Raw genomic sequence first — 26,999 nt, forward strand, 5'->3', positions numbered from 1 at the left:
GGCCGAGGGCGCGGCCGGGGCGCGGCAGGCGCGGTGCGACGTTCCGGCAGAGGCAGGGTGGGGGGAGGCGGGGCGGGGGCCGGGGCGGCGCCGCGAGGCCGGCGCCGCCGCTTCCGGCGGCTCGGCCGACCTTACTGGCCGTGCCGGCCCGCCGTCGCCGGGCGAAGCACCCGGCGGCAGCCCCCGCGCCGAGCCCGCGTCGGGTCTCTCCGATCCGAGGCCGCTTCCCGGCCTGCTGGTCGTCGAGCCTGCCATGCTGCGCGAGCCGGGCGTGCCCGAATCCGCGCGCGCTTTCGCCGCGGCCGGCGGCGCGGTGCTGGTGCTGCCGTGCGACGAAACGCACGGCGACGTGCTGACGCGCCTATTGGCCAGGCCGACGCGGATCGTCGCCCACGAAGCGTACCAGCTCGAAGCGGATTACGGTTATCCGCTGGCCGAAGGCCTGAGTCCGGCCGATCTGTTCGGCTTGGACAAAGTCCACCATTCGCCGCGCGACCTGAACAATCTGGGCGAAGGGCTGTACGGCTGGATGAAGAAAAAAGAACGCGGCCCGCAGGACGGCCGGATGCGGATCCAAGATTCGGCCGGCGGGTTATGGTTCCTGAGCGCGTTCGTGCTGCCGGCGGCACCGGATAAGATTTCCGAGTCCGTTTCCGAAACCGATTGCGAGACCGAAGTCCGATCTCGGTCGGAGGATTCCGCTGCTTTTGCAGATGATGAGAGCGACTTTTCCGCCGTTCCGGTCCGCCTGCGGGTCGAAAGCAACGCGCTTTCCGCCCGACTCTGGTTGAACGGCAGGCCGCTTCAAGGCCCCCATCCGGTCGGGGAACTGCTGGCCGGCGTCAACCGCCTGATCGTCGAGGCTCGCGCGGGAGCGGAAGATTTGGCGCTCGCCGTATTTTTCGAACATCCGGACGGGCGTCCGCTCGAAGGTCTGCGTTACCGGATGACGATTGACGAAGTCGAACCGAAATAAAGACGGATGAGCTTTTTCGAAGCGAAAGTTTGCGTCCCGTTTCGCCGGTTAAGCGGCTGGCGGCTGTGCGCCAAGCCGTTCATCAAAGTCTTTGTCTTTTTAACTTTTGATTCTGTTGTCGCCTAGTTGCCGAGGATCTTGCTGTCTCGTCGAAGTGTATCTTTTCTGTTTTTGCTGATCTTGCTCAGCCGCCGTCCCGCTGTACGATTCGGCCGCGGACAAGGGAGCCTAACGTGCCGCCTTATCCGCAGCCATTTTCATTTTCCCAAAGGAGCGAATTCGATCATGAACCCTAACTCGTCCTCAAACCATTCCGGTGCTTCGAACGCGTCTTCCGCGATCGGTCCCGCCGCCGCTTCGTCGGTCGGCCGCGCGGTATTGTCTTCGATTCGGCGCGAAGCTTCCGCCGATTCGGCGTCTTCCGCGTCCGCTTCCGAACGCCGAGCCGACGGTACATATGCTTTTCTCGACGAAGCGCGCGAAGTGGAATTTTACCGTCACGATCTGCCGACGCCGTGGATGAACTATTTGTCCAACGGCACGTTCCATACGATGCTGTCGCATGCGGGCGGCGGGGTCGCTTTTTACAAATCGCCGCAGATCTGGAGAATCACGCGCTACCGCTTCTTCCATCTGCCGACCGACCGCTCGGGCCCGTATTTGTATATCCAGAACGTAAGCGAAGACGGCAGTCCCGGCGAATACTGGTGCCCGACCCACGAGCCGGCGTTCGCGCGTCCCGACGAGTGGAAAAGCGCGCACGGCATGGGCTATACCCGTTTCGAAGCGTCCAAAAGCGATATTGCCGCGCGCACGGTGTATTTTGTCGGCCCGGAAGAAAATTCGCTGATTTGGAACTTGAATCTGACCAATAACGGCAAGGAGGAGCGGACGCTGAACGTCTACGCGTATGCCGAGTTCGGCATGATGGAGTTCATGCGCGAGCTTCAGTGGCAGTGCTACAACAAACATCAGGTGTCGGTCACGCATGCCGAAGGCGACGTGCTGCTGTACCGGTACGGCGTCGAAAACCAACCCAAACCGGATGAGACGCCGATCGTTTATTTCGCCGCCGACGCGCCGCTCGCGGGCTATGACGGCGACCGCGACCAATTCGTCGGCAGCTATCGAAGCGAGTCGAATCCGCAGGCGATCGAACGGGGCGGCTGCACGAATTCGACGCTGCTCGGCGGAGATCCGTGCGGCGCGCTTCAGATGACGGTGACGCTGGCTCCGGGCGAGACGCGCGAGATCAACGTGTTCCTCGGCACCGCGCCGGACGAAGCGGAAGCGCTTCTGGCCGTGGAACGTTCGCGGCAGCGGGGCTTCGTGGAGCGTTCTTTTGCCGGGCTTCGCGAGAACTGGGACGGTTACCTCGGCGCGTGGAACTGCGAGCTGCCGGACGAAGAAGCGCAGCGGATGCTGAACGTGTGGAATCCGTATCAAGCGCAGCGCAATTTCCTGTTCTCCCGGAACATCTCGTTCTACGCGACCGGCACGTTCCGCGGCGTCGGTTTCCGCGATACGGCGCAGGACGTGCTGGCCGTCGTGCCGCACGATATCGAAGCCGCCAAAGACAAGCTGCGCCTGCTGCTCGGGCAGCAGTATCAAGACGGTCACGTCAACCATTACTTTTTCCCGAACGAAGGTTGGGACCCGGTTACCAGCATCCATTCGGACGATCATTTGTGGACGGCGCTGGCGGTCTGGGATCTGGTCGCGGAGAGCGGGGACGCTTCGTTCTTGAACGAAACCGTTCCGTATTACGACGGCGGGGAAGGCAGCGTCTACGAACATCTGCGGCGGGCGATCGACTTTACGGAAGCGAACTTGGGCCGCAACGGCTTCCCGCTCATGCTGCGTTCCGACTGGAACGACCAGCTGTTCCGCGTCTGCCGCGAAGGCAAAGGGGAGAGCATCTGGACGGCCATGCAGTTCGGCACGACGCTGCTGAAGATGGTGGATCTCGCGCGGCTCGCGGGAGTGGAAGAGGAAGGCGAACGCTACCGCAAGCTGTACGACGATCAGAAAGCGCGCGTCAACGAAGCCGGTTGGGACGGAGCTTGGTTCCGCCGCGCGGTGATGGACGACGGCCGGTTCCTCGGCACGGACGAACACGATCAGGCCAAGCTGTGGCTGAATTCGCAGACGTGGTCGGTGCTGTCGGGCATGGCGGAAGGGGAGAAAGGCCGGGTCGCGATGGACAGCGTTCGCGAGATGCTCGACACGGAACTCGGCATCAAGAAGCTGCATCCGTCGATCGTCGATTTCCCGAGTCCCGAAGACCCGCTGACCAACTATAATCCGGGCACGGGCGAGAACGGCGCCGTCTTCTGCCACGCCAACACTTGGGCGATCATCGCGGAATGCATGCTCGGCCGCGGCGATCTGGCGTACAAATATTACCGTCAGCTTATTCCGAGCGTGGCGATGGACCGAGCCGGCATCGACCGCTACCGCGCCGAACCGTACGTCTACGCGTCGAACCTGTTCGGTCCGGATTCGGACAAATTCGGTCTGGCGAACGTTTCTTGGCTGACCGGGACGGCCGCTTGGATGTACGTGGCCGCGACGCAGTATATTTTGGGCGTTCGGGCGACGTTGGAAGGTTTGCGGATCGATCCTTGCATCCCGGCGGAGTGGGAAGGGTTCCGAGTCGACCGCCGTTTCCGCGGGACGTTGTACGAGATCGAAGTCCGCAACGCCGGGGGAGAAGGCCGAGGCGTCCAAGAAATTCGCGTGAACGGCGAGAAGATCGAAGGCGACGTGCTGCCGCTGTTCGACGGGGAGCAGACGGTTCGGGTAGAAGTGGTATTGTAAAGTAAAAACGCACGGCGGGAAAGGGTACGGGGTGCCGACTTGCTGATGCGTTCGTACGGGGAAAGAAGCAGTCCGTTCGACGGGCCGCTTCTTTTTTTGCGAGTATTTGTCGGCTTGATGTGCGAAGGAGCGGCATCGACCGAAGGAAGACACATGCCGCAATCGGATGGGAACAGAAAGAACGGTTAAACAGAACGGGCGCGGCTAACGGAGAGCGGAGCAGAGAACGTATGGAGCCGCGACTGCTCGATTACGCGATCACAACCGGCAAGTTGTAGTTTATGCAGCATTCTGAGCCGAAAACAGCCGCACCGGAAGAGCAAGTTGCAGTTTATGCAGCATTTTCGGAGGAATCGTACGGAATAGGGCGTTATTTCGTTAAAATGCTGCATTTTGTGCAACTTAGGCTGATGAATCGTTGCGTGCACGATGATCAGGTTGCAGCAAATACAACTTTGACGGAGAGGCAGGCGAGAGGACAGCTGGATTTAGGGGAAGATTGCGGATATAGGCGGATATAGAAAGGAAGGGTTAGCGTTACGTTGCCGAAAAAGCAGCGTAGGAAGCCGAATTCGCGCAACTGTGGATGCTACATTGACAATTAGGCAGCGTAGCGGCTCCGAACAACCGAAATTCGGCCGAAAAAAGCTTCTACGTTGCTTTTTCGGACATGTAAGACGGAGAAAGAGGGAAATACAGCTTCCACGTTGCCGAAAAAGCAACGGGACTGCGATCGGATGCTCGCGGTCCCGTATCTCAAACAAAAAACCTCCCGCGATCGGGAGGTTCGGGCTGTCGAGAACATCACATACGCGTTGACGAGATACGCGTCGACTTCTAGATCCGTTCGGTCGAGCAGGCTTCGGATCGGCCTTTTTCGAACGAATCGAGAAGTTCAATCTGTCGGTTTCATCCCGGCCTTCGCTTTTAACGCCAGCGGCGCTCTATCTCCGCCGCAGCATAAAGATCTGCCCGGTAAATCCGACGACCGCCAGCGCGAAGCTGAGCCAGTACGGAATCGTGACCACCGGCGTGATTTGCATCAGCATCAGGCCGACCGCGCCCGCGACGATCAAGGCGAGCAGGCTCATGCCGATGCCGCGCAGATTGAATTTCGGCGGAGCGGGCATGCCTTCTTCCGGGTCGCGGCGAACCAAGCGCATCAGCACTTCGACCAGCGCGAGCGCGCCGAGCGCGACGATGATCAGCGTGCCGATGTTGACGCGTTCGGTTTCCGGCGCGATCAAGGCCGCGAGGCCGAGCAGCAGGAACGTCCAGCTCAGCGCGGCCCACGGCACGATCAGGTATAACCGGGCGCGCCCGGCCGCTTTGCGCTGCGGCAGCTTCGCCGCTTCGGCGTCGGCATAAGCGATCGGGTCTTCGCCGAACAGTTTGGCCGCTGTTTTGCCTTTTTGCTGAGCGGCGAGCAGTTCTTGTCCGCGCGCCAGCAGCCAATCTTCGCCGCTTTCTTCCTGCACGCGGCTCGAACGGACGCGGACGATCACCTCGTCGAAATATTCGCCGTTCTTTTTGCCTAGTTGATCGCGGATCTGATTGATCTCGCGAATTTTTTTCCTGACGCTCAAGGGTAGAATCCTCCTCTGATTTTCGGTTGGTTCTGTTCGCTGGGGTCTTCGGTCGGTCGGTTCCCGCTTAATCCGCCGCGCGGCCGTGTTCGTCGGTGTCCCACGATTGCGATTGGAACGCCAGAATCAGGCCGCTCCAGCGATCGCGATCGGCAAAATGCACAAGCACCGCTCCGTCGCGGAAAGAACCGTTGTCGTCATGCCACGGTCCCGCGTTGCCTTGATTCATATGAATATTGTGCACGCCGCGCCCCGGCCGGAAGCCGAAATAATAATCCGGCGTCTCCGGTTCGGGTCCCCAACTGTCTCCGAAGACGTAGAGATCCGCTCGCTTCGACGTCGCTTGGTCGATCAGAGCGGCGAGTTTCTCGTTCAGATCGTTGTCCGGTCCCGGCAGGGTGGCCGGCATCGGTACCAGATCTTCGCGACGCAGCAGCGGGCGGCGGACGTAGTCCAGCCCTTGCACGGGCAGCCCGCGTTCGATCGGCGTGAATCCGCGCGGCAGCGCCTTCAAACGCTCGGCTTCGTCGGGCCGGCATCGGCCGATTCCGTAGAGCAGCTCGGACGGATAGGCTTTGGAGCGGATATTGATCGACGCCCGGTATTTCGTGCCCCGGTCGTCTTGAAGGCAGATATGAAAATGCGGCTGGCTGCCGAATCCCTGAATATAGCGAACGGCTCGGGCTTTCAATACGCCGTAACGGTATCGGCTCAATACGTTTCCCTCCCGCGAATTGGTCTTCCTAAGCATATCGCACTCTTGGGGGTTCGGTCTACGCCGCTCCGGTCTGCGCTGCCGGGATGCGGCGGATTGACAAGTCCGGCCCCGGGCAGGTAAGATAAGATTAATTCATACTAATTAACTAGGGATTGATCAACCGGGGAGGCTGCCGCCTATGGAACGCCAGATTCTGATCCGCCACGAAAAACACGACTTGACCGCCACGCTTCATTATCCGACATCGGAAAGCCGCGAAGGACGCCTGCCGCTGACCGTCATCTGTCACGGATTCGTGGGCAGCCGGATCGGCGTGGATCGGCTGTTCGTCGTGACGGCCAGAGAGCTGGCCGCCGAAGGCCAACTCGTGGTCCGTTTCGATTACGCCGGCTGCGGGGAGAGCGACGGCGTCTACGGCGAAGAAGGCATCGAGTCGATGATCCGCCAGACGCAGACCGTGCTGGATTACGCGATGACGTGCGCGGATATCGATCCGAGCCGGGTCACGCTGATCGGCCATAGCCTGGGCGGAGCGGTAGCGCTGCTCACGGCGGTTCGCGACCGCCGGGTCAAGAGTCTGGCGATGTGGTCGGCGGTCGGCTATCCGTTCAACGACATCGTGAAGATCACGGGCCGCGAGCGCTACGACGAATCCGTGCGTACGGGCAGTACCGACTTCCTCGGGTATTCGTTCTCGCCGGTATTCTTCGAATCGCTGGGCGCGTTCCAGCCTTTCCAAGAAGCGGGCAAATTCTACGGCGACGTGTTGGTCGTGCACGGCACGTCCGACGACGTGATCCCGGTCGATTACGCGTTCTTGTACCAGAAACTGTTCTGGACCCGTACGGATTCGCGCTGCGACAAAGAGATCATCTTCCAAGCGGACCATACGTATTCGTCCGGCCCTCACCGCCGACAACTGCTCGATATCACGAAGCGCTGGCTTCAAGATCGGCATAAGAACGAAGTCGATTGGCAGCACTGGACGATCTAGTACCCTTTCAACTCTTAATCAAGGGTTTACGTTTTCCTGAAACGCACACGCCTCTTCCTAGATCTAAGCCCGCAGCGATCGCTCCGAACTCGATTTCAAGTTCGGAACGATCGCTTTTTTATTTGCGCGAAACCGGTCTTTTTAAGGTTCATTATAGATAAGGCGTGTAAAGTGAGTGTAGAAAGATCGACGGGTTCCGGAACCCCGAACAGACCGTTTTTAGCCGAGCGATGCCGTTTTTGTTAACGGGAATCGGTCTTTCGGTAAAAACAGCGTGAAAAACGAAAGAAGTTTTCTTTCAACCCTAACATCGTTGTGATAAAATGATGAAGGTCGCAAACGCGGCTTCGAGGCCTTGTCGTACGAGGTTTTGAAAATTTGAAAAGGGGTTTTAAAATGCGTGTGAAAAAGAAGGATATTTTCTTTCAGACACTGGAAAACATGGCCGACACGATCGTACAGGCTGCTGACTACTTCTCGGTGCATGTTGCGGATCTGAAAGATGTCAACGTGTTCGTCAAAGACATGAAGGATTTCGAAACCAAATGTGACGGGTTTACGCATACCATCATTACCGAACTCAACAAAACGTTCATCACCCCGCTGGAACGCGACGACATCCTGAAGCTTGCTACTACGCTGGACGATGTATTGGACGGACTCGAAGCGACCGCTTCGCGTTTCTACATGTACAATCTGGGTCAGCCGGACCAATATATGATTCAGTTCGGAGAGATCCTGCGCGAATCGGCGTACGAGATTCAGAAAGCGATCCATCTGCTGTCGCAGAAAAAGCTGCTGGCGATCCGCGAATATACCATTCGTCTGAACGATCTGGAGAACCAAGGCGACGAGCTGCTGCGCATCTGCATCAAAGAACTGTTCGCCAACGTATCCGATCCGATCGAACTGATCAAACGCAAAGAAATCTACGAACGTCTCGAGACGACGACCGACAACTGCGAAGACGTTGCCGATATTCTGGAAACCATCATTATGAGCAACTCCTAAGCGGAGCCTGCCATTTTAGGGCTAAAGGAGGTCAGGACCGCTTTTTTCGGGATGCGGCTTTCGAGCGTGAGGGGTTTCTCATTTTCGGCGTCTGTTTCGTAAAAAAGACAGCGGCACGGCATTTGCAAGGCTGCAAATGAGGCGTAGCCGTCTTTCTTGGTGCGGTCATAAACATTATGGAAACATCTTTAATTATACTTGGGGTCGTTGTCTTTTTGGCGCTCGCCTTCGACTTCATCAACGGCTTTCACGATACCGCCAACGCGATCGCGATGTCCGTATCGACGCGCGCGCTAAAACCTCGTACCGCGATTCTGCTCGCGGCGGGCATGAACTTCTTGGGCGCGGTCACGTTCACCGGCGTCGCCAAAACGATCGGGGGCAGCATCGCGAACCCGACCAAGCTGGATAACGGGATCGAGATCGTCATCGCGACCTTGATCGCGGCGATTATCTGGAACCTCGCGACTTGGTGGTTCGGGATTCCGTCTTCGTCGTCGCACGCGATGATCGGCGCGCTTGCCGGCGCGGTATTCGTCGGCGCGGGTTCGGACAGCGTCAATTGGAAAGGGTTCTTGGAGATCGTCGAAGCGCTGATCTTCTCGCCGCTGATCGCGTTCGCCGTCGGCTACGTGATCATGATGATCCTCAAATGGACGGTAGGGCGTCGCAGCCCTCACACCGTCAACAAAGGTTTCCGTTCCATGCAGGTGCTTACGGCCGCGCTTCAATCGTTCGCGCACGGCACGAACGACGCGCAGAAAGCGATGGGCATCATGACCTTCGCGCTGATCTCGGCCGGCAAATGGGATACGCTGGAACCGCCGCTGTGGGTCAAACTGGCCGCGGCGACCGCGATCGCGCTCGGCACGTCGGTCGGCGGTTGGAAGATCATCAAGACGCTCGGCACGAAGATCTTCAAGATCGAGCCGATCAACGGCTTCGCGGCCGACGTGTCTTCCGCTTCCGTTATCTTCACGGCGACTTTGTTCCACCTGCCGATCAGTACGACGCATGCCGCGACTTCTTCGATTCTCGGCGTAGGCGCGGCCAAGCGCTTCCGCGAAGTCAAATGGGGCATGGCCGGGCGGATCGTCGTCGCGTGGTTCATCACCATTCCGATCGTGGCCGTCATGGCCGGATTGATCTACAAATTGATTTTCTGATCGCGCAAAGACCTTACGGACGAATCCGTAAGGTCTTTTTTTCGTGTGCGGGAAAGGTTAGAGTCGAATCTTCCGCAGCGTTGGCTTGCCTGCGTTGGAAGCGTTTCCGACGAGAAAATAAGCGGTTTTCGACGCCGGATCGTACCGCACGAACCGCGCGTTCGTTTCGAGACCGGTCTGCGCCGAAGCGATCGGCTGCTTACCGTCGGCGGCATACAGATTCCAGCTTCCCGCCGTCAGATCGCGAACGAACACGTAATCGCCGGCGGTCTGCGTCTGCCAACCGCTCGGCTCCGAGCCTTCTTGCAGATCGAACCGAAGCTTATGATCGACGGCGGCTTTGCCGGAACCGGGATCGTAGACGGCGTGAAAAGACTGCTGCTGCGACGGATCGGGACTGGTCGCGTTCGCCGGTCGGATGCCGTCATAGCCGAAAGAAGTCCAGACTCGAAGCCGGCTGCGCGCGTCGAATTCGAGCTGCTTGTCGATCGCAAGGCCCGGCAGTTCGCGAACGGACTTATCGTAGAGATTGACGACGCGGACGAAGAAATCCGAAGCCATGATGCGCTGGCCTTCATACTCGACAGCGAGATACGGATATGCCGAGAAGTCCCAATCGTCCACGCTTGCATACTCGTAGCTCGCGTTCGGGCGGATCGTCGCGTCGTAACGGAGCACTTGATGCCCGGCCGTATCGTACAGCGTAAACCGATTTCCGCTTCGGATCATCAGACGTTCTTGCGTTTTGGCGGTCGGCGCGGCCCAGCGGGCTTCGCCTTGTTCGGGCAGTTTGACCGGATATTCCGTCGCGCGAAGAATTTTTCCGTCCGAATCGAAGACTTGTTTTTCGATCGCTCCCGATTCGTCCGCGGTCAGCAGCACCCATTTGGTCGGATTCGTTAGAACTTGAGCATCCAATACCTTTTGCCCGGGAGGGAGAACGTCGAGTTTGCCGCTATCCGTATTCAGGAAAGCCGCCGCGCCGGACGATCTCAATAAGACGTTAACGCCGCCGACGGGAAGCGCCGTTTCGGCAGACAACCACGGATCGGGAGAAGAAGCCGGCGAAGCCGCGTAGGCGCTGACGTCGTTCGTTGCAAGCGCGGCCGAACAGATTAGAAGAGCCGCTATGAGCGCTTTTGGGAAATTTTTCATGAACAAGACTCCTTTTTTATGGGTACGAATACTTTATGGACACGGCGTCTGCATGTAGGGTTATGGGCCGGACTCGAATTCGCGCAAGATAACGGCTCGTAAACAAGGGTACGAGGGAGGTCCCGGCGTCATCTGTAACATTTCCCCGCGGAGGCCCGTCTAATAATCATGGAGGTGTTCACGATGAAAAAATCTGCCCGAATGATGAGTTTGGCTTCCGCGCTTCTGCTGACGTTCGCGTTGTCGGCCTGCGGAACGGCAAAAGCGCCCGCGCCCGAACCGGGAGACGTGCCGGCGAACACGACGCAAGAAGATCCGCCGGCTCAGACGACCGACAACGAAGAACCGAGCGATACGGAGCACGAAGCGATCTCCGCGACGGGAACTTATAACGGACAAGGCGATCCGCATACGATCGAGATCGAGATGGACGGCAAGCCGACTTCGTTCCAGCTCTCCGAGAACGCGACTTCGCAGATCGAAGGACTTAGCGAAGGCGACGCGGTCTCGTTCGAGTATGTCGAACATCCGGTCGAAGGCAGCGACACGCCGCAGCTCGAGATCCAAACGATCGAGAAAACGACTGATGGAACTTCCGCAGGAGCGCCTGCTGGTGAAGAGGGAGCCGCTGCATCCGCACGTCCCGCGACCGAGACCATCGAGATGATGGGCGAAGGCATGCCGGATAAACGCGAAGCGAAGCTTCAGCAGGGAGACGGCTACTCGCTGTACGTGTTCGATGCGTACACGTTCGACGCGGCGAAGAACAAGCTGTTCTTGACCGCTTATCCGGAATATTACGTCGAGATCGAGCCGCTGCCGTCCGATTTCAATCTGGACGAGCTGCGCAAAGAAGGCATCGAAGAACTCAAGCAATACGGCGAAGCGAAAGAATATTCGGGCGATCAATTATTCGAAGGCCCGATGTACGACGCGCGCTTCGTGCTTCAAGTCTCCAGCGAGAAAGGCCTGTACGAATATGCGGTCTGGGAACCGGAAGGCGAGAACGGCTATATCTTCCACGTTCATTCGCCGAGCGGCGAGCCTTCCGAGACCTTCCTGACGCCGGCGCTGACTTCGGTGAAGACGATCAAGGCGGACAAGGCGGCTTCGGACCAATAACGAGTATGGGCGCGCGGAACCGATAGAGACGAAGCGTAAGATCACGATCGAAGCGAAGGAACGCGATAACACGAAGAAAAGAACGCCTGCCGTCTGCATAAAGCGGACGACCGGGCGTTCTTTTTCGTGCGCGATCGGCAGGAGTCTGATTCGGATAGCCGCTCCGGTTATCGCTGCGAGCGAATCCGCTTTTTGTATAGAACGTTGAACGGGTTATGCTAACGAAAATTCTGATTGAAAACAAATATGCAAAACGAATTTGTTCTCTTTGGCGGATTGCAAACATGAAGGCGACGTTTAGGGTTATGCCGGTTTGTGGTTTTATTTTTCTTTTTGAATAGATCGGAAATATAAATTCGTAGTGATAGGTGAATTTTTCTTTGTTTTTATCTTTTTTTTATAAAGATATGCGATTCGGTCTTGTAAACGATCTCAAAAACACTTATAAAGAAAATAACGAAATGTTTTATTTATATGATAACAAAATAATAACAAAATTAAATCAGTTAGATAAGGGAGCTGAGCGGAATGAGCGAAACGGGAAAGACGGCGCAGCCGATAAGCGACTGGCACCGGGAGTTGGAACAGGAACTGCGCGGCAATATTTTGCGGTTCTGGATAGAACGCGTTCCTTCGGAGACGGATGACGGATTCGTCGGCGAGATCGGAGCGGATCTGAGCGTTCATGCGGACGCCGACCGCAGCCTGGTGCTGAACGCGCGCATCTTATGGACGTTCTCGGCGGCTTACCGTCGATATGCGGAAGCGGCTTATCTGGAGACCGCCGACCGCGCTTACCGTTATTTGAAAAAGCATTTTCGCGACAACGAGCACGGCGGTTATTACTGGATGGTCGATGCGGACGGTACGCCGTCGGAGACCAAGAAGCAGGTCTACGGCCAGTCGTTCGTCATCTATGCGTTGAGCGAATACGCGCTGGCGTTGAACGTTCGGGCAAATTCCGGCGAAGCGTCGGCAGGCGGTTCGCTGCGCGGCGAACTGGCCGAAGAAGCGCAGGAGCTGTTCCGTCTGATCGAGCGGCACAGCCGCGATGCCGTGCACGGCGGTTATATCGAAGCTCATGCGCGGGATTGGAGCGACACCGACGATCTCAGCTTGAGCGGCAAAGACCTGAACGAGAAGAAATCGATGAACACGCATCTGCACGTGCTGGAAGGCTATACGAATCTGTACCGGATCTGGCCGTCGGACGAACTGGGTCTGCGGCTCGGCGAACTGATCGACGTGACGCTGGATCGGATCGTCGACGCGGAGAGCGGACATTTCCTGTTGTTCTTCGACGACGAATGGAACGTGAAATCGGATCACGTCTCTTACGGGCATGATATCGAAGGCAGTTGGCTCTTGGTCGAAGCGGCGGAAGTGCTGGGCGACGAAGAACGGGCGAAGCGCGTGCGCCAAACGGCGCTGCATATGGCCGAAGCCGTGCTGAAACGCGGCGTCGATGCCGACGGCGGAATCTGGAACGAAGCTTCCGGCGGCGCACTGGTGGACGACGCGAAAGATTGGTGGCCGCAGGCCGAAGCGATGGTCGGATTCTATAACGCTTACGAAATGACCGGCGACGAAGCTTACGAGGAAGCGGCTTACCGGTCGTGGGCTTTTATCCGCGATTATCTCGTCGATCAGGCCAACGGCGAATGGTATTGGAGCGTCTCGAACGATCGGGTGCCGAACGTCGAAGAACCCAAAGTAAGCGCATGGAAATGCCCGTATCACAACAGCCGCGCTTGTCTGGAAATGCTGACCCGCATCGAGCGCCGGGAAGCTGTACAGGCTTAAGACGAGAAGGCTCAAACGATCATAGGATATGGAGGAATTCAAGATGAATATGCAGCAGCAACAAGCAAACGCGCAAGCCGCGACCGGCGACAAAACGCGGTTCGAGCAAAGAAAACGTCAGGTGACGGAACGTTACGAAGAGTTGGTGAACCGTCCGAACGAGAAAATCGAACCGGGCAGCGGCGTGTATGATCGCTATGCCTATCCGGTGCTGACGGCCGCTCACGCTCCGCTGATCTGGAAATACGATTTCAATCCCGAGACCAATCCGTATTTCTCGGAACGTCTCGGCGTGGGCGGCGCGTTCAATCCGGGCGCGATCTTCCTGAACGGCAAATACGTGCTGGTCGCCCGCGTGGAAGGCGCGGACCGCAAATCGTTTTTCGCCGTCGCCGAAAGCGACCGTCCGACCGAAGGGTTCCGCTTCCGCGATCGTCCGATCCTGATGCCGGAGACGGAAGATCCGGACATCAACGTCTACGATATGCGTCTGGTGCAGCACGAAGACGGCTGGATCTACGGCTTGTTCTGCACGGAGCGCCGCGATCCTTCGGCCGCGCCGTCGGATCTGTCGAGCGCGGTCGCGCAGTGCGGCATCGCCCGCACGCGGGATCTCGAGACTTGGGAACGCTTGGCCGACCTCAAGACGCCTTCCGCGCAGCAGCGCAACGTCGTGCTGCATCCGGAATTCGTCGACGGCAAATACGCGTTCTACACCCGTCCGCAGGACGGCTTTATCGACGCGGGGTCGGGCGGCGGCATCGGCTGGGGACTGTCGGACACGATCGAGAACGCGTCGATCGACCGGGAGATTATCATCGACGAACGTGCTTATCATACGATCAAGGAAGTGAAGAACGGTCAGGGTCCCGCGCCGATCAAAACGGAACGCGGTTGGCTGCATATCGCGCACGGCGTTCGCGGCACGGCTGCCGGACTGCGCTACGTCTTGTACGCGTTCCTCTCCGATCTTCAAGAACCGTGGAAAGTCACGCATCGCCCGGGCGGTCATCTGCTGGCTCCGGAAGGCGAAGAACGAGTGGGCGACGTGTCGAACGTCTTGTTCTGCAACGGCGTTACCGTAAACGAAGAAGGACAGGTTCATATCTACTACGCGTCGTCCGATACGCGCATCCATGTCGCGGAGACCGACGTCGACCGGCTGCTGGATTACGTGACGAACACGCCGGAAGATCCGCTTCGCTCCCATGCCTGCGTGCAGCAGCGTCTGGATCTGGTAGAACGCAATCTGGCTTATCTGGCTTCCGTGTCCGCTCAATAAGGCGGGGAAATAAACGCAAGAACGAAAAACGACCTCGACTTCCGCTGATCGCGGAGGTCGAGGTCGTTCTGTTGGATGCGGAACCGATGAGCCGAAGGCCGGATAAAGCCGGAAACACCGCAAAAATCGAAGGCGAAGACGAAGTCTGAAAGGCAGTTCGGCAGACAAACGGGCAAATGGTTGGACCAGAGCCGGATTACCGATCTGCCGATCTGCCAGTGAGTTCGTTAAATTTCGCTGCCCGCCGCGGATTGCGGTTCCGAAGGTTCATGCCCCGCCGCTTCTTGTCCGGAAGCCGATTCCCGGCCTGCCGCTTGTTCCGCGACGGACTGGCGGAAGACGATCTCGGAAGCCACGAGAATCTTCTCGAACGGCGCTTTGGGATCTTGGACGCGTTCGAGCAGCCGCAGCGCGGCGCGGCGTCCCAATGCTTCCTTCGGCACGTGCACGGTCGTCAGGCCGGGCTGCGCGCGGCCGGCGTCTTCGATATTGTCGAAGCCGACCAGCGAGACGTCTTCGGGAACGCGGATATCCAGCGATTCCAGCACCCGCAGCGCGACCAGCGCCGCCGAGTCGTTGGCGCAGACCAGCGCCGTCGGCAGCGCGCGCTGCTTGCGCCGCTTGATCATCCATTGTCGAAAGTCGCTTTCGAAGCTGCCGTCGTCGATGCCGTCGAGATTGCCCATCGGGTCGTCGCCTTCCTGCGGCTTGATGCCGTGCATCTCCAGCGCGGAGCGATAACCGCTCCAGCGGTCGCGGAAGCTGCGCGAGAATCCCGCGCTGCCGATAAAATGCAGGCGCGAATGGCCGCAGCCCAGCAGATGGTTGGTCAGCCGCGCGCAGGCGTCGGTATTGTTGGCGAACACGCTGTCCGCCGGGATCAGCGGGTCTTCGTGGTCGATCAGCACGGTCGGCAGGCCGATGCGGTGCACTTCGAGCAGCAGCGGAGTCGAGATCTGCCCGATGCCGATCAGCCCGAGAATCCCGCTCGGATTCAGCACGCTCGTGACCGCGTCGATCCGCTGCTCCGACACGATGATCACGCCGAAGCCTTTTTCTTCGAACGTCTCGGTCACGCCGTCCAGAATTCGTCCCCAATACAAAGACTCGCGGGTCTGGAAGCGCACGTTCGGCATCAGCACCAGCACGGACTGCCGGGCCGAAGCGGCCGAAGGCGCGCGTTCCGGCTCGCGGCGGCTGCCCTGTCCGTAACCTCGGGGCTGCGTGAAATAGCCGAGCTGCGAAGCCGCCTGAATGACGCGTTCGCGGGTCTGTTCGCTGACGCCGCCTTTTCCGGACAGCGCCTTCGAGACGACGAATTTGGAGACGCCGAGCTGGTCCGCGATTTGCTGCATCGTTACTTTTTTGGCCATGATGTTCTCTCCTCTATGCGGGGCCTTGCGGACGCCCGATCGATCTATTCCTTTATCGACGCTAACTGTCGTTAGCGGAAACATCCGGGAACTCTCAGGTTGTTTCTGTTGTTATGCGATTTGTTTGCTTATATTTATATAATGACTATAACGAAAAACAGAAATCGCCGTCCATAGATTCATGCTTTTTTTAAGGTGGCTTCCGATGCGGAAAAATGCAGGCGCCCTCGGTCTTTCGACGTTTGCAAGCAGGCAGCCGAAGGATTACGATAAAAAGGCGTTTGCGCGGCTCGGCCGCAAGCAAACCCGAAGACCAAGCCATAGACAAGGAGGCGGCCGCCTTGATTCGGACGCTCGCAGTAACGCATGACCACCAGGTTCGTCTCGATCTTCCGCTGACCGAGATCGATCCGGCGCAATATAAATGGTTCTGGGCGGACTTCCTCGCTCCCACCGCGAGAGAAACGGAGCTGCTCGGCAGTTATTTTCATTTTCACCCGTTGGAGATCGAGGACTGCCTGAACGACGTGCAGCGCCCGAAGATGGACCCGCACGAGAAATACGTATTCCTGATCACCCATGCTTTAGAGAAAGCGGGCAAGGAAGCGGGCGAAGTCGACATGTTCCTCGGAGGCTCTTTCCTCGTGACGTTCCATTTCGAACGGATGCGGGAAGTCGACGAAGCTTGGGAACGCATCCGCGAACGGGCGCAGGACCCTTCCAAAAAAACGAATCCGATCGCGGCCGCCTATCTGGTGATGGACGCGCTGGTCGACGAGTATTTCCCGTGCGTGTTCGGCATCGAAGACGAATTGGCCGAGCTGGAAGAACGGGGCCGCCGCGAGTCGGTCGACAAGCTGCTGGCTCAGGTATTCGACCTGCGCTCTCGCCTCTTGAAGCTGCATCATACGATCGTGCCGATGCGCGATCTCTTGTACCGGATCATCAACTCGCAGCATGTCGACGATTCGAAAGAATACCGGGTATATTTTACCGACATTTACGATCATCTGCTCAAATTGTCCGAGATGATCGAGTCGAACCGCGAGATGACGGCGGATCTGCGCGACAGCTACATTTCGCTCAACTCCAACCGGATGAACGGGATCATGAAGACGCTGACCGTTATTACCACCGTATTCATGCCGCTCACGTTGATCGCGGGCATCTACGGGATGAACTTCGAGAACATGCCGGAACTGCATTTCAAATACGGCTATTTCGTCGTGCTCGGCGCTATGGTCTTTCTGGCAGGGGCAATGATCGGGTGGTTCTGGCGTCGGGGATGGTTCAAATAAACATTTTTGGTATCGATCAAGTGCGCCTGCGGCGGACACTCTTCCGTGAAAGCGCGACAGTTCGGCGCAGAACGGCCGCTTTTGTCCGTTCGGTCTGCGTCGCGTGAAACCGTTAACGCTTGAAAAACGTAACTTAGGCCGCTACAATGGTAAAGTAAGCGTAAATGCATGGGTTTTCGGCATAGATCGCCTGAATCGAAATCGTTTCGAAGCCAGATTTCGGCGATGAAATCTGCGAACCTATAATCCGCAATATAACCAGTAAAAGCTAGGGGATGATCTTTCAGTGCAGCTGAAAAAGTTAAATGATAAAACGGTCGATCAATTGTTCGAAGCGATCCTGACGCTCAAAGACCTCGAGGAATGCTACGTGTTCTTCGACGATCTGTGCACGGTCAACGAGATTCAATCGCTGTCGCAGCGTCTGGAAGTTGCGCGCATGCTCGGCAAAGGCAGCACGTACAATCAGATCGAAGCGGAAACGGGCGCCAGCACGGCGACGATCTCGCGCGTCAAACGCTGCCTGAACTACGGCAACGACGGCTATAAGATGACGCTCGACCGTCTGGGACGGTAATCGTTATGACGAAGACGGGCGCTTTGATTATCAGTCACGGTTCGCCGCAGCCGGAATGGGTGCAGGCGGTGGAGGAAGCGGCCGGCGAAGTCAGAATCAAGGAACATATGCCGGTCGCGGTGTCTTTTCTGGGCAATGTGGAAGGCGCGTCGATCCAGCACGGCATCGACGAACTCGAAGCCGAAGGCGTCACGGACATTCTGGCCGTGATGCTGTTCGTCTCCGAAGGCAGCACGCATATCGACGAGATCGAATATGCGCTGGGCGCGAAGAGCGAGCCGGACAAGGAAACGGATCTCGAACCTTTCCGGATCTCGGCTCGCATGCACGTGGGCCGTCCGATGGGCGACGACCCGGACGTGGCGCGCATGGTGTGGGATAAAGTCTCGCCCGCTTCGGTCGATCCGGAGCGCGAGATGATCCTGCTCGTCGGACACGGCAGCGTGCACGACGGTTTCCGTCAGCGTTGGGAAGCCGGCGCGGAAGCGCTGGCCCGCAAAGTCGGCGAGACCAGCGGACTCGTCTGCGATTACGCGCTGCTCAACCCGGACAACGTGCGCGTCAAAACTCGGGAATGGATCGAGCGGGGACGCCGCGTGCTGATCGCGCCGCTGTTCCTGAGCACGGGCTATTTTCTGCAAACGGTGATCCCTCGCAAACTCGAAGGACTCGACTACGGCTACACGGGCGAAGCGCTGCTGCCTCACCCGCTGCTGCCGGTCTGGATCGAGCATCAGGTCGAAGCGCTGCTGGAGCAGGTCGGCAAAGACGGGGATTCGTAGTATAATCGAAGAAGTCGCGAAGCGAAGGCGTCGAACGGGGCGGCCTTCGTTTCATGTTGGATGCCAAGATGTACGGCTTGTCTCTGACGCGGTTCCCCTTTCGAACGGGGCAGCCTATAAGGGAAAAGCCCCTACTTATAAGGAACGGGTGGAGTTTGACAGATGAGAAGAGCGAGGCTGATTTATAATCCGACGTCCGGACGCGAAGAAATGCGCCGCCGTTTGCCGGATATTTTGCAGCGCCTCGACGAAGGCGGGATCGAGACGACGGTGCACGCCACGACCGGCGAAGGCGACGCGACGCTCGCGGCCGCCGACGCGGCGCGCCGAGGCTACGATATCGTCATCGCCGCAGGCGGCGACGGAACGATCTACGAAGTGGTCAACGGTCTGGCGGATCAAGAACACCGTCCGGAACTGGGCGTGTTCCCGCTGGGCACGACCAACGACCTGTCGCGGGCGCTCGGCATCTCCCGGCAGTGGGAAGACTACTGCGATCTGGTGCTGCGCGGCGAATCGCGCCCGATCGACGTAGGACGGGCGAACGATCGTTATTTCATTAATATCGCGGGCGGCGGCTCGTTGACGGAACTCACCTACGAAGTCCCGAGCCGGCTTAAGACGATGATCGGCCAGTTGGCGTATTATTTCAAAGGCATCGAGAAGATGGTCAACTTGTCGCCGATGCAGCTCAAGATCGACGCGGAAGGTCAGGGACCGATCGAAGGCGAATTCATGATCTTCCTGATCGGCAACACGAACTCCGTCGGCGGATTCGAACGCCTGATGCCCGACGCGCGGATCGACGACGCCCAGCTCGACGTCATTTTGCTTAAGAAATGCAATCTGGCCGAGTTTATCCGCGTCGTCTCGATGGCGCAGCGCGGCGATCATTTCAACGATCCGAACGTGATCTACTTCCGCACGCCGCGCCTCGAAGTCACGTCGCCGAACGACGTGCTGCTGAACCTCGACGGCGAACTCGGCGGCCGCCTGCCGGGCGTATTCGAAGTGCTGCCGCAGCATCTGCGGGTGTTCGCGTAAGAGCGGACGGACGAGCCGGAGTTTCCGGACATCCGCTGTCGATCCGCAAGAACGAAAAGCATGTTTCCGTCGGGAATAACGTGTTACAATACGGGAGGAAGAACCGGCTCCGGGCAGCGGCAAGCTGCACGGATCGCGGACATCCTCCTTTTTTGCATGTCCGGAAAAGGACGCTGCCCGGCTGTAGGGCTGATCCGTCAAAAGCCGGAAACGGCTGTATGTGTCCGATTCGGACCTGCTCGAAAAATCGGACAGAGATCGGGCTGAGTGTTCCAGCGTCCGATTACGCGGACATACGAGATGCGGGAACACTTCATTGCCTAAAAAGCAATGTAGAAGGCTGAAAATCCACTTTCGAGCGGCCACGTTGACTAATAAGCAACGTAGCGTATCGAATTTTTAGCAAAAAGAGCATTTGGGGCTTCTAGATTGCTTTTTCGGCAACGTAGCTCTGACCGTAGACCAAAATGGGCATCCTACGCTGCTTAAAAAGCAACGTGAGTCTGTCCTGACTGCCTATGATTTGAATATAAGCGAAAGAAGTGAATCGATATGAACAGCAGCAACAGCGGACGGGGAGGAAAAAGCGGAGGGCAAGGACGAAGCGGCAGACGAAATCCCGCTTCCGGCACTCCCGCAGGCGGCAGCCGAAACGGCGGCTCGCGCGGACGCGGAGGTTCCCGGCCGGCAGCCGCGGAGATCGCCGGCCTTCCGGTCGCGAAGAACGACGAGATCACGCTCGATATTATCGGTATGAACCACGACGGCGAAGGCGTGGGCCGCGCGGACGGCTACACGCTGTTCGTGCCGGGCGCTCTGCCGGGCGAGAAGATCTCGGCCCGCGTGCTCAAGACCAAGAAGCAGTACGGCTACGCCAAGATGCAGACGCTGCTGGAGTCCAGCACGGCGCGCGTCGAAGCGCCGTGCGAAATCTTCGACCGCTGCGGCGGCTGCCAGATTCAGCATATGGATTATGCCGCGCAGCTGGAATGGAAGCGGCAGCAGGTCGTAAACAGCTTGGAGCGGATCGGGAAGCTGAACGTGCGGCCGCTTGCAGGCGAAGGTGTTCCGGGCGCTGCGGCGCAGACCGGCATTGCGGCCCGTGCGGAAGGCACGAAAGCCTCGGCGGAGACGGCCGAAGCCGGCGCACAGGCGGCAGGACCGGGCGAAGCGGAGCGGGAAAGCCGCAGCGACGCCGCCGAATATGAAGCGGCCGTGCAGACCGGCGACGCGCCGGGCGAGACCGCCGTCGCTTTCGGCGGAGGAGAAGGTTACGAGAATTCGGGAGCGGAGCCGGACGCCGGCGAGGCTTCGGAAGCATCCGTGCCGGGCAGCGAGCCAGTCACGGCTTCGGAAAGCGCCGCGCCGGACTTCAGCGGCGCGCAAGATTCCGGCAGGGCCGGGGCTGCGCAAGCCGCCGACGACAACGGCATCCTCGTTCCGCCGACGCTCGGCATGAGCGAGCCGTGGCGCTACCGCAACAAAGCGCAGGTCCCGATGGGCCAAGAACACGGACGCCTGATCGGCGGGTTCTATGCCCGAGGCAGCCACCGCATCGTCGATATGCAGACGTGCATCATTCAGCACGAAGACAACGACGAGATGGTCGAAGCCGTCAAAGAGATCGGCCGCGAATTGGGCATCTCCGCTTACGACGAAGAAACCGGCCGCGGACTGCTGCGGCATGTCGTCGTGAAGGTTGCTTTTGCCACGGGAGAGAAGATGGTCGTACTGGTCACGAACGGCGACCGTCTGCCGGAAGCCGAGCGCTGGATCGAAAGCATTCGCGAGCGCGTACCGGGCGTCCGCAGCATCTGCCAGAACGTCAACACCCGCCAGACGAACGTGATCTTCGGCGACGTGACCCGCGTCCTATGGGGCGAAGAAGTCATCCACGATTATATCGGCGATGTGAAGTTCGCGATCTCGGCCCGTTCGTTCTATCAGGTCAACCCGGCGCAGACGGAAGTGCTGTACGGCAAGACGCTGGAGTACGCGGGGCTGACAGGGAACGAAACGGTCATCGACGCCTACTGCGGCATCGGCACGATCTCGCTGTTCCTCGCCCAGAAAGCGAAAAAGGTCTACGGCGTCGAGATCGTCAAAGAAGCGATCGAAGACGCGCGCAAGAACGCCGAACTGAACGGCTTCGCCAACGCCGAATTCGAAGTCGGCGCGTCCGAAGACGTCATCCCGCGCTGGCGCGAGCAGGGCGTCAAGCCCGACGTCATAGTGGTCGATCCGCCGCGCAAAGGCTGCGATCCGCGATTGCTGGAGACGATTCTGGAGATGAAGCCGGAACGCGTCGTGTACGTCTCGTGCAACCCGGCGACGCTGGCGCGCGACCTGCGCGTGCTGGAAGACGGCGGATTCAAGACGGTGAAGGTGCAGCCGGTGGATATGTTCCCGCAGACGGTGCATGTGGAAGCCGTGGCGCTGCTTACGCGGTAACGATCCTAACCCATCATTCCGGTTACCTCATTCATCCCGGCCATTCGAATTCGAAAAAGATCTATCCAAGTCTCGAAAATCGCGTGACGAGCTCAAACAAAACTATAAAGTCCCCACGCCGCCTGTTTGCGTATCAGGCGGCGTTTTTTTATTTCAGCCCTCACAAATCCGATCTATCCCTCTAACCCCTGCAATATTTTCCCCGCTTAAGCCGTCTTACTTAAAGCGAAACTACGCCCTCTTTTCCCGAAAGGAGCCTTTATAGCCATGTACACCGTCATGATCGTGGAAGACGATCCCAAGATCGCCAAGCTGCTGGGCGATCATATCGATAAATACGGCGATCGGAGCGTCGTCGTGCAGGATTTCGAGCATGTATTGGAGCAGTTTCGGCTTGTTCGGCCGGATCTGGTGTTTATGGATATCAATCTGCCGAGCTACGACGGGTATTACTGGTGCCGGCAGATTCGGTCCGTCTCCACCTGTCCGATTATCTGCATCTCGGCCCGAAGCGGCACGATGGATCAGATCATGGCGCTGGAGAACGGAGCGGACGATTATCTGACCAAGCCTTTTGCTTATGAAATCGTCATCGCCAAGCTGCGCAGCCATCTTCGCCGGGCCTACGGGGATTATGCGCCCAAGACGGAAGAGCGTCTGGTGGAGCTGGACGGGTTGGTGCTGTATCCGGAGCGGCTCGAACTGAGCAGGGCCGGGCATACGGCGGCGCTGACCAAGAAAGAAGCGGTGCTGCTGGAGCTGCTGATGAAGCGCAGTCCGCGGCTGGCCAGCCGGGAAACGATTCTCGAGAAGCTGTGGGACGATCAGACGTACGTGGACGAGAACACGCTGAGCGTCAATATGACCCGCGTCCGCAAAAAGCTTCAGGAGCTGGACATCTCGGATGCGCTGGAAACCGTAAGAGGAGCCGGCTATCGTCTGCTGCCCGCATGGAAGGAAGAGCGGCCATGAAGCTGTTTCTGCGTTCGCATCTGATGCTGATCGGCTTCATGCTGGTGCAGCTGCTGCTGGTCCTGCTCGTATTCTGGTTCGACGGCTACAGCCATACCGGCACGCTTCTGTATGCGGGTTTTCTTGGACTGCTGGTGCTGGCCGGCTATCTGGCGGTTCGCTATGTATCGATGCGAGGGTTCTATCGGCGCTTATCGAAGCCTTATCCGAAGCTGCTGGACGCGCCGGAAGAGATCGGTTCCGCGGCGTTGTCTCGCGCGCTGGAAGAACTGCTGGACGATTATTATCGGCAGACCCAAGAGCGGCTCAGAAGTTGGGAGCGGCAGCGGGAAGAACGGCTGCAATTCATGAATCAGTGGGTACACCAGATGAAGACGCCGCTGGCCGTTATCGAGCTGCTGACCCAAGAAGCGGACGACGAGCAGGCGGACAGTATTGCCGAAGAAGCCGAGCGTTTGCGAAAAGGGCTGGAGATGGTGCTGTCGATGTCCAGGCTGGAGCGGTTCGAACAGGATTTTCGCGTGGAAAAGGTAGAGCTGCGCGAAGCGGTAGGCGAGACGGTCTCCGAGTTCAAACGACTGTTTATCCGCAGCCGGGTCTATCCCGAGAACAAGGTCGAAGCCGAATTGACGGTAGAGACGGACGCCAAGTGGCTGAGATTTATGCTTCAGCAGCTGCTGTCCAACGCGATCAAATATTCGGCGGGCAGCGGAACGGCGGTCAAGATCTCGACTGTCCGCTTGGGAAGATCCGTCCTGCTGGAAGTCAGCGATCGCGGCGTGGGCATTCCCAAGCAGGATCTCGGACGGGTGTTCCGCCCTTTTTTCACCGGAGAGAACGGCCGCAGCTTCAAAGAGTCCACCGGAATGGGCCTGTATCTGGTACAGGAAGCGGCGGGCCGGCTGAACCATCGCGTCTCGATCGAATCGGAACAAGGGCAGGGCACGACGGTTCGCGTCGAATTTCCGTTTGCAGGCGACTCCGAATAAGGGCTTCGACATCTTCGCTTCGGCGGGAATCGGAGTCTTTTTTCATATTGCGCGAAGCGAATTGGTACCTTACAACAATGTAAGGTTGGGGAAACGTTAAACGATACTTCTTCTTCCTTTTACGGGATAGACTACATCTATAGAAGAAAGGGGATGCTGGCGATGGAAGTTCTGCAGGTAAAGCAGCTCAACAAAGTGTACAAAGGGAAAATCAGCCATGAGGCTTTGTCCGATATCGATCTTACGATCCAAAAAGGGGAAACCGTAGCCGTTATGGGACCTTCGGGGAGCGGCAAAACGACGCTGCTCAACGTCATCTCGACCATCGATTCTCCGACGCTCGGCGAGGTGAAGATCGACGGGCAGCAGCCGCATCTGCTGGAAGCGGAAGAGCTGGCGATGTTCCGCCGCCGCAAATTGGGTTTCGTTTTTCAGTTCTTCAATCTGTTGAATACGTTGACGGTGGCGGAAAACATGGCGCTGCCGCTCGCGCTGGACGGCGTGAATCCTGGCGAAATCATGCAGCGGGTCGAGCAGATGGCCGGCAAGCTGGGAATCTCGTCGATCTTGAATAATCGGACGTACGAAATATCGGGAGGCCAAGCGCAGAGAACCGCCGTGGGGCGCGCGCTGATCCATCGGCCGTCGCTGCTGTTGGCCGACGAACCGACGGGCAATCTCGATTCCAAAGCGGCGCGCGACGTCATGGAACTGCTGACTCGATTGAACCAAGAAGAAGGGACGACTCTGATGTTGGTCACGCACGACGCGATGGCCGCCAGCTACTGCGACCGCGTGGTGTTTATCAAAGACGGCAAATTGTACAACGAGATCAATGCGGGAGAGAACCGGGCCGTTTTCTATCAAAATATCTTGGACGTGCTTTCGCTGTTGGGGGGACACCGGCATGACTTTTCGTAAGCTCGCGCTGTTGAACGTGCTGCGCAACAAACGGGTCTATGCCGCGCATTTTCTGAGCAGCGCGTTCTCGGTCATGATTTTCTTCACGTATGCGCTGCTGCTGTTTCATCCGCAGCTTCAAGGGCAGCTCGAATCGACCAGCGCGGCGATCAGCCGGCTTGCTTCGATGGGCATGACGCTGTCCCAGATTCTGATCTTTATCTTTTCCTTTTTGTTCCTGATGTACTCGGTCGGCTCTTACCTGAAGACCCGGACCAAAGAGTTCGGCGTTCTGATCATGCACGGACTGTCGCCGAAGCAGCAGAAAAGCATGGTTTTTACGGAAAATATGCTGATCGGCCTGATCTCGGTCGCAGCCGGGATCGCGGCGGGCCTGGTCTTCTCCAAACTCATTCTGCTGATCAGCGCGGATCTGCTCGCCATCGAGAGCGGGCTTCGCTTCTATCTCCCGCTGAAAGCGATCTTGCTGACCGCGGGCATCTATATCGTGCTGTTCCTGCTGATCTCGCGCTTTACGGCCGGAACTTTGACGAAGCGGGACCCGCTTGCGCTGCTTCAGGCGGAAGACCGGCCCAAAGCCGAACCCAAAGCCTCCAGACCGTTGGCGCTGCTGGCTTTGATCCTGATGCTGACGGGGTACGGTCTGGTGTTCTATTTTGCGTCGGACCGTGATTTTTCGTTTATCGTTCTGCTGCTGGGCGTTGCCTGTACGGTGATCGGAAGCTACTTCTTGTTCGCTCAGTTGAGCGTATGGGCGATCGGAAAGTTCAAAAGCAAACCGTCCGTTTTCTTCAAACGCACCAACTTGATCACGTTATCGGAGCTGGCCTACCGCGTGAAAGACAATGCGACCATGCTGTTCATGGTGGCGATCGTGTCGGCCGTGGCTTTTACCGGGATCGGCACGACGATGGCACTGCGCAGTCCGGGGCTTACCGAGATGAGCAATCCGTACGCGTTCAGCTATACGTCGCTTCCCGGTAACGAACAGGAAGAAGAGCAGGTGCGCCTGATCGGGAGCGAGCTCGAGGCGGACGGATTCGAATACAAGATGGGAAGCTTCAGCATCAAGTATACCGAGGAAGGTTCCGCGCTTGCGCGGCTCAGCGATTACAACGGTCTGGCCGCAGCCCTCGGGTATCCCGAAGAGCGGCTGGCAAACGACAACCAAGCGTTGGGAGTCGCCACCACCCTTACGCAGAAGGCGAATATCGAGCACGGCCGCCGCACGCCGCCGACTCTCCGGATCGTGACGGGCGAGCGCGATTCAATATTGGATATGCAGAAATATATCCCGCATATTATCGTCCCTTACGATACCGGCGGCAACCCGCTTGTTATCGTGACGGACGAAGTCTTCGACCGTATTCCTCTTCAGGAGTGGGAGACCGGGGAAGAACGTTCCTTCGTGTTCCGGGTCTCCGACTGGGAGCAGACCCGTGACGCCGCCAATCGGATCCAAGCGCAGCTCCCGTACACGGACGAAGCGAAGTACAGGCTGGACCGTCCGCTTGTGCTTCAGTGGTTGGAATCTATCCAGCGGAACGGACTGATCCTGATCTTCAGCGTACTGGTCGGCATCGTCTTCTTCACGTTCGCGGCCAGCTTTTTGTACCTGCGCCTCTTTACTGATCTGGAACGCGACCGACGGCATTACCGGATGATCGGCAGAGTCGGATTGAGCCGCAAAGAGCTTGGCGGCATCATGACCCGGCAGCTGGCCTTTATGTTTTTCCTGCCGATCCTGCTGGCCTTCGTTCACAGCACGATGGCTTTCATCGCCCTGCAGATGCTGGTCGAGTTCTCCGTTTTCGGTAATGCGGTGATTCTGTTCGCCGTTTTCGCTCTGGTGCAGATCGTGTATTTCCTGATCGCGCGGTGGCGGTATGTCGATCATATTTTACGGACGAAGCCGGGGACTTGAGGTCCAGAAGAGGCAAGCGAAGCGTAGCCGATCTC

General features: G+C 58.3%; 20 protein-coding genes and 1 pseudogene. 17 read left to right on the forward strand and 4 right to left on the reverse strand.

What is annotated here, in order from left to right; genetic code table 11:
• Nucleotides 1-976: pseudogene (locus tag CDO73_RS26725) on the forward strand (hypothetical protein); the annotation flags it as partial.
• Between the two features lie 285 nt (nt 977-1,261).
• Nucleotides 1,262-3,796 carry a GH36-type glycosyl hydrolase domain-containing protein gene (locus tag CDO73_RS08750; protein WP_088488148.1) on the forward strand — a complete coding sequence of 845 codons (2,535 nt, stop codon included), beginning with the start codon at nt 1,262-1,264 and terminating at the stop codon, nt 3,794-3,796.
• Between the two features lie 944 nt (nt 3,797-4,740).
• Here CDO73_RS08750 and CDO73_RS08755 read toward each other — a convergent pair.
• Nucleotides 4,741-5,382 (reverse strand): DUF1129 family protein, encoded by a 642-nt coding sequence (locus tag CDO73_RS08755; protein WP_179218640.1) that lies wholly within the window; start codon nt 5,380-5,382, stop codon nt 4,741-4,743.
• A 67-nt stretch (nt 5,383-5,449) separates the two neighbouring features.
• Nucleotides 5,450-6,097: a YukJ family protein gene (locus CDO73_RS08760; RefSeq protein ID WP_088488150.1), complete on the reverse strand. Its 648-nt coding sequence runs from the start codon at nt 6,095-6,097 to the stop codon at nt 5,450-5,452.
• A 181-nt stretch (nt 6,098-6,278) separates the two neighbouring features.
• Here CDO73_RS08760 and CDO73_RS08765 point away from each other — a divergent pair, with 181 nt between their 5' ends.
• The 3 genes from CDO73_RS08765 to CDO73_RS08775 all read left to right on the forward strand — a co-directional run bounded on the left by CDO73_RS08765 (nt 6,279) and on the right by CDO73_RS08775 (nt 9,271).
• Nucleotides 6,279-7,094, forward strand: coding sequence for an alpha/beta hydrolase (locus tag CDO73_RS08765; RefSeq protein WP_088488151.1), 816 nt, complete (start codon nt 6,279-6,281; stop codon nt 7,092-7,094).
• 396 nt (nt 7,095-7,490) lie between these two features.
• Nucleotides 7,491-8,105, forward strand: a complete 615-nt coding sequence (locus CDO73_RS08770; protein WP_088488152.1) for a DUF47 domain-containing protein — start codon at nt 7,491-7,493, stop codon at nt 8,103-8,105.
• Nucleotides 8,106-8,281: 176 nt separating this feature from the next.
• Complete coding sequence (locus CDO73_RS08775) at nt 8,282-9,271, forward strand: inorganic phosphate transporter (protein ID WP_088488153.1); 990 nt, start codon at nt 8,282-8,284, stop codon at nt 9,269-9,271.
• Between the two features lie 57 nt (nt 9,272-9,328).
• On the opposite strand, the gene CDO73_RS08780 is transcribed toward CDO73_RS08775, so the two are convergent.
• Complete coding sequence (locus CDO73_RS08780; RefSeq protein ID WP_088488154.1) at nt 9,329-10,426, reverse strand: hypothetical protein; 1,098 nt, start codon at nt 10,424-10,426, stop codon at nt 9,329-9,331.
• A 183-nt stretch (nt 10,427-10,609) separates the two neighbouring features.
• Between CDO73_RS08780 and CDO73_RS08785 the strand changes: the two genes are divergently transcribed.
• The 3 genes from CDO73_RS08785 (at nt 10,610) to CDO73_RS08795 (ending at nt 14,633) form a co-directional block, all read left to right on the forward strand.
• Nucleotides 10,610-11,548, forward strand: a complete 939-nt coding sequence (locus CDO73_RS08785) for an LptM family lipoprotein (protein WP_088488155.1) — start codon at nt 10,610-10,612, stop codon at nt 11,546-11,548.
• A gap of 528 nt (nt 11,549-12,076) precedes the next feature.
• Nucleotides 12,077-13,351 carry an AGE family epimerase/isomerase gene (locus CDO73_RS08790; protein WP_088488156.1) on the forward strand — a complete coding sequence of 425 codons (1,275 nt, stop codon included), beginning with the start codon at nt 12,077-12,079 and terminating at the stop codon, nt 13,349-13,351.
• Between the two features lie 43 nt (nt 13,352-13,394).
• Nucleotides 13,395-14,633: a glycoside hydrolase family 130 protein gene (locus CDO73_RS08795; RefSeq protein ID WP_256972623.1), complete on the forward strand. Its 1,239-nt coding sequence runs from the start codon at nt 13,395-13,397 to the stop codon at nt 14,631-14,633.
• 227 nt (nt 14,634-14,860) lie between these two features.
• Here the strand turns inward: CDO73_RS08795 and CDO73_RS08800 are convergent, their stop codons facing one another.
• Nucleotides 14,861-16,006 (reverse strand): LacI family DNA-binding transcriptional regulator, encoded by a 1,146-nt coding sequence (locus tag CDO73_RS08800; RefSeq protein ID WP_088488157.1) that lies wholly within the window; start codon nt 16,004-16,006, stop codon nt 14,861-14,863.
• Between the two features lie 341 nt (nt 16,007-16,347).
• Between CDO73_RS08800 and corA the strand changes: the two genes are divergently transcribed.
• The 9 genes from corA (at nt 16,348) to CDO73_RS08845 (ending at nt 26,964) form a co-directional block, all read left to right on the forward strand.
• Nucleotides 16,348-17,304: a magnesium/cobalt transporter CorA gene (gene corA, locus CDO73_RS08805; protein WP_088488158.1), complete on the forward strand. Its 957-nt coding sequence runs from the start codon at nt 16,348-16,350 to the stop codon at nt 17,302-17,304.
• Nucleotides 17,305-17,590: 286 nt separating this feature from the next.
• Entirely contained in the window at nt 17,591-17,881 is a 291-nt protein-coding gene (locus CDO73_RS08810) for a YerC/YecD family TrpR-related protein (protein WP_087800104.1), read from the forward strand.
• A 5-nt stretch (nt 17,882-17,886) separates the two neighbouring features.
• Nucleotides 17,887-18,663 (forward strand): sirohydrochlorin chelatase, encoded by a 777-nt coding sequence (locus CDO73_RS08815; RefSeq protein WP_088488159.1) that lies wholly within the window; start codon nt 17,887-17,889, stop codon nt 18,661-18,663.
• A 162-nt stretch (nt 18,664-18,825) separates the two neighbouring features.
• Complete coding sequence (locus tag CDO73_RS08820) at nt 18,826-19,707, forward strand: diacylglycerol kinase (RefSeq protein ID WP_088488160.1); 882 nt, start codon at nt 18,826-18,828, stop codon at nt 19,705-19,707.
• Between the two features lie 552 nt (nt 19,708-20,259).
• On the forward strand, nt 20,260-22,158 hold the full coding sequence (gene rlmD, locus CDO73_RS08825) for a 23S rRNA (uracil(1939)-C(5))-methyltransferase RlmD (protein ID WP_088488161.1): 1,899 nt from the start codon (nt 20,260-20,262) through the stop codon (nt 22,156-22,158).
• A gap of 267 nt (nt 22,159-22,425) precedes the next feature.
• On the forward strand, nt 22,426-23,130 hold the full coding sequence (locus CDO73_RS08830; protein ID WP_088488162.1) for a response regulator transcription factor: 705 nt from the start codon (nt 22,426-22,428) through the stop codon (nt 23,128-23,130).
• A complete protein-coding gene (locus CDO73_RS08835; RefSeq protein ID WP_088488163.1) occupies nt 23,127-24,119 on the forward strand; it encodes a sensor histidine kinase in 993 nt (330 codons plus the stop codon). Before CDO73_RS08830 ends, CDO73_RS08835 begins: the two co-directional genes overlap by 4 nt.
• Nucleotides 24,120-24,281: 162 nt before the next feature.
• The gene (locus tag CDO73_RS08840; protein ID WP_088488164.1) at nt 24,282-25,040 is read left to right on the forward strand and encodes an ABC transporter ATP-binding protein; all 759 of its coding nucleotides are present in this window, start codon (nt 24,282-24,284) and stop codon (nt 25,038-25,040) included.
• On the forward strand, nt 25,027-26,964 hold the full coding sequence (locus CDO73_RS08845; protein ID WP_088488165.1) for an FtsX-like permease family protein: 1,938 nt from the start codon (nt 25,027-25,029) through the stop codon (nt 26,962-26,964). The genes CDO73_RS08840 and CDO73_RS08845 overlap by 14 nt, the downstream gene beginning before the upstream one ends.
• Nucleotides 26,965-26,999: the final 35 nt, after the last annotated feature.

The organism is Saccharibacillus sp. O23 (genome assembly GCF_002205895.1).
In the GTDB taxonomy this organism is placed as follows: Bacteria; Bacillota; Bacilli; order Paenibacillales; family Paenibacillaceae; genus Saccharibacillus.